This is a genomic window from Methanobrevibacter sp., assembly GCF_045646205.1.
GTDB lineage: Archaea > Methanobacteriota > Methanobacteria > Methanobacteriales > Methanobacteriaceae > Methanocatella.
Genome location: NZ_JAZRKF010000062.1, coordinates 94,830 through 101,061 on the forward strand (window position 1 = coordinate 94,830; position 6,232 = coordinate 101,061).

At 35.6% G+C, this 6,232-nt stretch carries 6 protein-coding genes; 2 read left to right on the forward strand and 4 right to left on the reverse strand.

Annotated elements, in window-relative coordinates; genetic code table 11:
• Window positions 1-28: 28 nt before the first annotated feature.
• From ACKI44_RS10950 to comB, 3 genes are all read right to left on the reverse strand, one after another.
• On the reverse strand, window positions 29-907 hold the full coding sequence (locus ACKI44_RS10950) for a hypothetical protein (protein ID WP_407424313.1): 879 nt from the start codon (window positions 905-907) through the stop codon (window positions 29-31).
• Between the two features lie 111 nt (window positions 908-1,018).
• Window positions 1,019-2,179, reverse strand: coding sequence for a TraB/GumN family protein (locus ACKI44_RS10955; RefSeq protein ID WP_407424315.1), 1,161 nt, complete (start codon window positions 2,177-2,179; stop codon window positions 1,019-1,021).
• Window positions 2,180-2,229: 50 nt separating this feature from the next.
• A complete protein-coding gene (gene comB / locus ACKI44_RS10960) occupies window positions 2,230-2,922 on the reverse strand; it encodes a 2-phosphosulfolactate phosphatase (RefSeq protein WP_407424317.1) in 693 nt (230 codons plus the stop codon).
• A gap of 39 nt (window positions 2,923-2,961) precedes the next feature.
• Here comB and ACKI44_RS10965 point away from each other — a divergent pair, with 39 nt between their 5' ends.
• Together ACKI44_RS10965 and ACKI44_RS10970 are read left to right on the forward strand one after the other, a co-directional pair.
• Entirely contained in the window at window positions 2,962-3,483 is a 522-nt protein-coding gene (locus ACKI44_RS10965; protein ID WP_407424319.1) for a hypothetical protein, read from the forward strand.
• A 50-nt stretch (window positions 3,484-3,533) separates the two neighbouring features.
• Complete coding sequence (locus ACKI44_RS10970; RefSeq protein WP_407424321.1) at window positions 3,534-4,451, forward strand: methanogenesis marker 7 protein; 918 nt, start codon at window positions 3,534-3,536, stop codon at window positions 4,449-4,451.
• A gap of 12 nt (window positions 4,452-4,463) precedes the next feature.
• Here ACKI44_RS10970 and mmp10 read toward each other — a convergent pair whose 3' ends face one another.
• The gene (gene mmp10, locus ACKI44_RS10975) at window positions 4,464-5,708 is read right to left on the reverse strand and encodes a methyl coenzyme M reductase-arginine methyltransferase Mmp10 (protein ID WP_407424323.1); all 1,245 of its coding nucleotides are present in this window, start codon (window positions 5,706-5,708) and stop codon (window positions 4,464-4,466) included.
• Window positions 5,709-6,232: the final 524 nt, after the last annotated feature.

The following is a 6,232-nucleotide window of genomic DNA, read 5'->3' on the forward strand; positions in this document are numbered from 1 at the left end:
TTACTGTTTCTTTTTCTCTAGTCTTTGGTTATGTTGTTTGAATATTTTCTTGTTTTAGTTTTTGTTTGTATTCTTTTATTTTTTCTTCGTATTTTTTTATTTTTTCTTTGTATTTTTCTTTGTCTTCGGTTTCTTCTTTTAGTTTTTGTTTGTATTTTTCTTTTTCTTCTTTTCTAATTTTTTCGGTAAGATATCTGTCTCTGGGGTTTAATATCATTTCTGTTTCCTCCATAAATTCATTATAGTCATTTTCATCGAGCATGTTGACGCTTAATATGTTTAAAATGTAAAGTATTGCTTCTTTTTCGTTAGGATTGGCAATGTCTAATTTTTCAACGGTATAGTGTGCTTTTTTTAGAATTTCCAGTGTTGTTTCACTATAATCGGTGTATGCTATCAATTGTAATGCAGCGATATCTTCATCACTTATATGATTATATCTTTTGTCTTCCATCCTTTTAAATATATCATTTGCTTTGATGTCTTTTAGAGAAATCACGTGCATCGTATATGTGCAGTCATCATTCAATACAAACTCCTTTTTGTCATAGGGTGCCTTTTGCATACAGAGAATGTAGAGTTCAACTTTCTTCTTTTTCAAAACAAGCAATGAAGACACGTATTGAAAAAATCTTAATATGTCATCGTCTGTAGGTAACTGAGATTGGCATTCAAGAACAAAACAGATGTCTTCACCGTTTTTAACTGTTTCTCCTGCAAAATCCAGTCTGTGTATTTTAGGTCCCAAATCTGTTATTTCGGATAATATGATGTTATTGATTGTATAGGGTATTCCAAGTAGCTTTAAAACACCATTTGCTCGTCTCTGCACAGTTTGTTTAAAGATATAATCATTATATTGATAATAGTTGCGTTTTTGCTTGGAGATGTAACTTAAGGAATTCATGCCAATTAATTTGAAAAATAAAGTATTTAAATCTTTTCTTTTTACAAATCAAGGTCAATTTTACCTTTTCATACAATATAACTCGCTTAAAGCAATTTTATGATGATGTGGTTATCCGCCAAAAAGCTGCATGAATAATGGAATGAATACCTGTGAAGGCAAAATCACAAGTGTAGCTATGCTGACTGCAATATTTGTACCGATAACAACCAACAATATTCTGAAAATGTTGTTGTGCCATAAATCCTTAAATCCTTCAAAGTGAGCTAAACCAGCAATGTCGCTTTGTCTTACTTTTCTGTATTTGGCTTCGGTTAATCCTGAAAACCATCCTGCAGCAAGCAATGGGTGAATGATAGTTAACGGAGCAACAAGTCCTCCGACGATTGCGGACTGGATTTTTGATCCTGATAATATTGAACCTAAAAATCCCATCAGCATACTTATCCCAATGAACTGGTAAATGTTGTATGTAATGTTTATCCCGCTAAAATAAGCCAGAAAAAATATCACAACAAAGAGAATCGGAATCAATGCAAGAATTATTTTAGTCCATGGAATTCCTTTTTTATCTTCAATTTTATTTAGCTCTTCAAGGGGGGGAATTGACTGCGGGTCATCAAGGTATCTGTTTATACCTGGCTGGTGGCCTGCACCTACAACTGCAACAACCTTGTCTTCAGGAATTCTTAAAAGGCTTCCTGCAAGATAAGCGTCCCTTTCATGAACCAGTACTTCATAGATTCCAGGAGCTTCATCCTTAAACATTTCAAGCAAATCGTCAAGCTTGTCCGGATTTTTCAAATCTTCAATATCGATTTCCTCATCATCGGTATCGGTGACCAGTATTCCGTAGAGGAATTTGATTTTATCAATGAAAGACATTTTATTCAATGCGCGCTCTAATGTGGTGTTGATGTTACGGTCAATCAAAGCTATTGGAATTCCCAAATCTTCAGCAGCTTCAATTGCGCCGACCATTTCTGAGCCCGGAGCAACATCCACTTCATCACCGATTTTTGACTGGAAGTAACTCAATACTGTGGTGACTAAAAATAAGCCGACCTTGTTTTCCTTTATGATTTTTGTAACGGATATGGTATCGTCTTCTTCTATACCGTTCATTCTATTCTTGATTTTAGTATATCTTGCAAAATCAAGTTCAATAGCCACTCTATCCGGTTGTATTTCATAAATCGCATCTTTTACTTCTTCAACACTTTCAGCAGATACGTGGGCTGTTCCAATGATTGTTAGGCATTCACGTCTCATTAATAAAACACTCGTTAAAAATATATTATAATGTAGTTTACTAATTACAATTATTTAAAGTTAATCTTATTTATAGTGCCATCCCTATAGAGTCCGACATTTTTTGAGGAATTTTTGCATAAACTGTATTCGATGTCATTTTCATAGCCGAGATTTTTAAGTTTGTTTCCGGATGTTGATTCATGAAATGCCTTTTTGACCGCTTCATAATCGCCTCTTGCCAAAACTGCAGACTTTGCATACTCACTTATTTCACAGTCTTCGCATCTTTTTGATATTTCATATATAATCTCTCCTGCGGCAAGAAAGTCCTCAATTGCAAATTTTCCCCAGACTCCTGCCATTACAAGATCGATGTGTTCTGTGGCAATATCAAGGCCTGCCTGGGCTACTGATTCGGCATTGTTTAAACATCCTATCAGCACGGTTGATTTCATATTTTCAAGTATTCTCGTGCCGTTACTTGTAGTTAAAATTAATGTATCCGTATCGCAGTCGAATTCCTTTAGACTGTTGGGGGAGTTTCCAATGTCAAAGCCTTCCACTTTAGCTCCCTTTCGCTCCCCTGCAATGACTCCTCCCGTTTCGTCTCTGAGTTTAAATGCATCTTCGGGAGTAAAACACGGAATGATTTGTGTAAATTTATCCAAGGCGGCGGTTATTGTGGTGCTTGCCCTTAAGACATCCACCATTATCGAAACGTCGTCGCTTATACTTTCCTCAAAACTCAATGTTATTTTCATAGTTTAGTATATATTGCCGGCAGTTATATAATATTATATATGAAAATTGTCACAACACTGATGTGTGAGGAAGTCGTAAGACTTGCCGGAATAAAAGAATATAAGGTAAATAAGAATCCCGATTTGGAAGAAGGGGACCTGGCAATACTTCTGTCTGAAAGCAAAGTGGAAATGGACAGTCTTGCCATTAAGCTCAATACTCCAAAACAGTTATTTGAAAGCATTAAGGAGGTTTCCAAATTAACGGAAAGAGAACTGGATGATGAAGAAATTTTAGAATTTTTTAAAGGATATGAACTTGCTTTAAAATACCTGAAAGATCATGATAACAGCCACGTCAAAGTCCGTGTTTTATCAAATTTCCTAAGGGATATTATAATAAATATAGGCTTTGAAATAAATGATGAGGATTACGATTATGTCATCTATCCTGATTATTTGAAGGAAAATGTATTGAATGAAGTTTGTGAATGCGTAGAAATTCCCTCACACACTTTTGTTTCTAAAAATCCCTTTGAAAGAATCGAGGCAAGATACGGGATTTTGGAAAAATTAATATAGATATAAATTGATAAATTATTATTACTATAGACTTATTGTGAGAGATAAAAATGTATGAAACATTAACATTTACTGGTGGAGTTCACAAAAGTGAAGAGATTAAGGAATTAATTGAAGATTTAGGTGGATTCATTTTTCAGGAAAACATTATACAGATGGAATTGGTACTGAACATGGCCGTTCCTCTCGATGATATGGACAAAATTGAAGAAAAATCTAAGGAACTCTTGGGGGAATTGACCGTAGCGCCTATGGCAGGTTCTGAAATAGCTATTGTCTCTCCTACACTTGCAAGACATCACTTGCCACACGCTGCATGTGACATATCAGAATATTTACGTGAATTCGGTGCAAAGGACAACATGATAGGTCTTGCAAGAGGTGACGGTAAAGGAACTGCAGGAATTTCCGAAGAGGAAAAGCAACTCATTGAGGAACATGACATTGCCGTTTTTGCACTTGGAAGCTTTGAAACCTGTATTAAAAACAAGGCATTCCTATATGATGACATTGACATTCCTGTAATCGTAACCGGAGCTCCTGACATTCCTGTAGAAGAGCTTCCTGGAGCCGACGCTTACGTTGGAGATTTGGGAAGAATTCCTAGAAGGTTAAGAAGAGGTCCTGATGTCAGGGCATTGGATAGGCTGGTTAAAACCATTGAAGAGATATTGAAAAATAAAAAACGTGAAATGAATTTAGATCCACCGCTCGTTCCTTCAATCGTCGTTAAAAATGCTATAGAAAATCAGCTTCCTGAAATCAAGGATGCAATCTCTCCAGCCCCTCTCACAACTCAGCTTGATGGTGTTCGTGTAAAACTCGATTATGATAAATATCATGAAGTGATTGAAAATATCGTAATTGACGGTAAAAAACTGTCTGAAATCGCTGATATTAAAAAGTCTAAAATGTATGATTATATTCTGGTTAAAATCAACAGTGAAAGTTCTCTTATTGAGAACTGAACTCTCTTTTTTTTAAATTAATCTCATTCCGAAGAAATTAATCGCATCCACCAGGTCATTAAAGTCTTCCAGTTCCCTTTCGATTACATTTTCATCGGTCATATCTATACTCAATTCTCCATCCACCGTTAACGTGTCGGGTCCACGTCCGATGATGCGATCAACGCCGTCTCTACTTAAGATTCTTTCAGCGTCAAGCTGGTGAACAAATGACCTTCCCGGTAATATTACGGCATCTTTGATTTCGCTTAAGTCAAGTGCTTCCAGGTCCTCTTTTGTAATAAGGCAGGCTATTTCCTTTTCAACGGCAACTACATTAACGCTTTCGACTTCAAGCTTGTCGAATATCTTCTGTATGAATGGTGCAGCTATTTTTGAAGTGATGAGCGTTGCCTCGCCTGTAACCGGCTTTATGAACTGGAGAAATATTTCATTTTCATCCTTTGCTATTGCAAATGGACCTCCGGTTTTCGGGTCACAGAGTGGTGTTCCGGTTATTCTGAAGCCGTATTCCTTGTTTAAATCCTTAACCATTTGTGCAAATTCCTCTACTGGCTGGGATTCATGGCCTTTGAGTATCGGTTCGTTTCCAAGAATCAGTCCCTCGTTAAAGGTATTTGCAAATCTCATTAAAATGAATCCTTTTGCGCCCCAGCTTTCCAAATCGTCGCATGTTTTTCTCAAAACGTCTCCGTCATTAACGCCGGGAATTATTACGCTTGCACCTGTAAGCTCGATGTTTTCACAGAATGTCCTGCACGCAGCCAGCGCCTCTTCGGGGTATTTGTCACGCACCCACTGCTGTCTGAGCTTCGCATCTGTTGAAAAAACGGTGAATGTGGCCTCTTCAACACCGTTATCAATCAGTCTTGAAGCTATTGAACTGTCTGTTATTCCCTTTCCGCAGCTGTATCCCAGGTGTGACTTTATTGACATCTGGTGAAACTGCGCTGTCAGTGATTCCAGGTGAGGATAGCAGCTAATATCGCCTCCACCACTTATATCGGCTATTATTTCTCCCCTTGCCATGTTCATCATAAGTGTATTTTGAACAGTATTCAATACTTCAAAGGGACTTTTGAATTCACTTTGAGCGTCAGCCACTCCTTTTGAGCATCTTTCACAGCCGATTTTGTTTGGAAGACAGTGTGCACAGCCAAAAACTTTAATCTCCTTTACCTTTCTGAAGTAACAGTATTTGCAAAAACCGTTACAATCTTTTCCAGGTATTCCTCCAACATCTGCTACAATATGCATAGTTTTAAATTTTGTGTTTATTATTATATAAATGGATTTGTCAAAAAAAAGTATTAAAAAAAGTATTATTTATTACTGGAATTGAAAAAAGTATTAATTTGTTAAATTTATTTGTTTTGCCTAAAAAATATAATTTCCTTTTTAAAATTAAATTCTATTTATGACCATTAATTTTTAATTAATTAAATTTAAATTCAGTTTTTTTATTTAGTTTAACTAGTTTAAATCTATTTTCAAAAGTATTACTTTCGAGTAGTTTTTTCTTAAAAACAAATTATTATATTATTCTTTATAAACTTTTCTAAAAATTTCTAGGGGTAATATTTATATTATATCTTAATTAAAGATAAATTTGTATACCATATGGCTGGCTATTTGCAAAAACTTGCTTTGTAGCTTATACTCAATTTGGTAAAAAAAAGTTTTTACCATTGATGTGGTATATTAGTTAAACTCTATTTATTTAGGAGGGAAAAAATGGCAAAGTTTGATGATAAAATCGATTTATTCGATGATAGAGGCAA